Source organism: Bacillus sp. OTU2372 (assembly GCF_038440275.1).
Taxonomy (GTDB): Bacteria; Bacillota; Bacilli; order Bacillales; family Cytobacillaceae; genus Neobacillus; species Neobacillus bataviensis_B.
The window spans coordinates 1-1,547 of the sequence record NZ_JASATK010000059.1 but is presented as its reverse complement, the minus strand read 5'-3'; the positions used below and the strand labels follow the sequence as shown (position 1 = coordinate 1,547).

The window sequence follows — 1,547 nt, the reverse complement described above, 5'->3', positions numbered from 1 at the left end:
CCAGGATCAAACTCTCCATGAAAGTTGATTAGCTCATTTTGTTACGTTGGCTTAGTTTCAAACAGAAACCAATATTATTGTTTGTTGACGTTCTTGTTTGTTTAGTTTTCAAAGAGCAATTAAATGAGACAACTTTTATATCTTATCAGTTAATCATTTTATTGTCAACTACTTTTTAAATATTTATTAATAGTTTAATTGTTTCGCTGACAACTTTTATATAATACCACCATCTTCCCCGAACGTCAACCGTATTTTTATTTTAAATAAGTATTTCTCTTCCTTTAAACATTTAAACTCAACACATTAATAAATTAGTTAACAACAAAAAACGCTTGAGTATGATTAGTACTCAAGCGTTTTTGCTCATTAAAAATTTTTACGCGCCTTAGAGGATTCGAACCTCTGACCGTACGCTTAGAAGGCGTATGCTCTATCCAGCTGAGCTAAAGGCGCATGATATGTATAGCTTAAAAAGTTGAAATGGCTCCGCAGGTAGGACTCGAACCTACGACCGATCGGTTAACAGCCGATAGCTCTACCACTGAGCTACTGCGGAATAATGATGGCTCAGGACGGAATCGAACCGCCGACACAAGGATTTTCAGTCCTTTGCTCTACCGACTGAGCTACTGAGCCAATAAAATAGTTCCTATAACAAATCCAGACAAAATTTAGTAATGCGGGTGAAGGGAGTCGAACCCCCACGCCTTGCGGCGCCAGATCCTAAGTCTGGTGCGTCTGCCAATTCCGCCACACCCGCATATATGGTAAGTTATTTTGCTATCGCAAAAAACTCTGGTGAGCCATGAAGGACTCGAACCTTCGACCCTCTGATTAAAAGTCAGATGCTCTACCAACTGAGCTAATGGCTCGTACTAAAGGTGCCGGCGAGAGGACTTGAACCCCCAACCTACTGATTACAAGTCAGTTGCTCTACCAATTGAGCTACCCCGGCATTTATTGATGATTATTTTCACAATCGTGAATAAATCATGGTGGAGGATGACGGGATCGAACCGCCGACCCTCTGCTTGTAAGGCAGATGCTCTCCCAGCTGAGCTAATCCTCCATATTAATGAAAGTTATTTTCGATATTGTGATAAAACTTTGGTGACCCCTACGGGATTCGAACCCGTGTTACCGCCGTGAAAGGGCGGTGTCTTAACCGCTTGACCAAGGGGCCAAATACTAAAATTGGCAAAATAATAGCCCCAAAGGGGCAAAGCCTGGCAACGTCCTACTCTCACAGGGACAAAGTCCCAACTACCATCGGCGCTGAGAAGCTTAACTTCCGTGTTCGGTATGGGAACGGGTGTGTCCTTCTCGCCTTAATTACCAGACTATTTACTTGAGAGATCATTCTCTCAAAACTAGATAATATAGAAGAAATTGGGTAAAAACCAATCAATCACTTATTACTTGTCCAGCTGCGGCTCCTAACTTCTCGGCCGTTTCGATCCGTCTCTACAAATCCAAGAACAGGATTTGTAGTGCCGGCTCTCCAACGTCTGTCGAAGTTGAACAGTCGCCTCCGCTTTTCGTTT

At 42.5% G+C, this 1,547-nt stretch carries 8 tRNA genes and 1 rRNA gene; all 9 read right to left on the bottom strand.

Annotation, left to right across the window (positions count from 1 at the left end):
• Positions 1 to 382: 382 nt before the first annotated feature.
• A tRNA-Arg gene (locus AAHB15_RS29850) sits at positions 383 to 456 on the bottom strand.
• 28 nt (positions 457 to 484) lie between these two features.
• A tRNA-Asn gene (locus AAHB15_RS29845) sits at positions 485 to 559 on the bottom strand.
• Positions 560 to 566: 7 nt separating this feature from the next.
• Positions 567 to 639, bottom strand: a tRNA-Phe gene (locus tag AAHB15_RS29840).
• Positions 640 to 681: 42 nt separating this feature from the next.
• Positions 682 to 763 (bottom strand) — tRNA-Leu (locus AAHB15_RS29835).
• 36 nt (positions 764 to 799) lie between these two features.
• Positions 800 to 875 (bottom strand) — tRNA-Lys (locus AAHB15_RS29830).
• Positions 876 to 885: 10 nt separating this feature from the next.
• Positions 886 to 958: transfer RNA gene (locus AAHB15_RS29825), tRNA-Thr, on the bottom strand.
• 38 nt (positions 959 to 996) lie between these two features.
• Positions 997 to 1,072 (bottom strand) — tRNA-Val (locus AAHB15_RS29820).
• A 39-nt stretch (positions 1,073 to 1,111) separates the two neighbouring features.
• Positions 1,112 to 1,186, bottom strand: a tRNA-Glu gene (locus AAHB15_RS29815).
• Between the two features lie 41 nt (positions 1,187 to 1,227).
• Positions 1,228 to 1,343 (bottom strand): 5S ribosomal RNA (gene rrf, locus AAHB15_RS29810).
• Between the last annotated feature and the right edge of the window lie 204 nt (positions 1,344 to 1,547).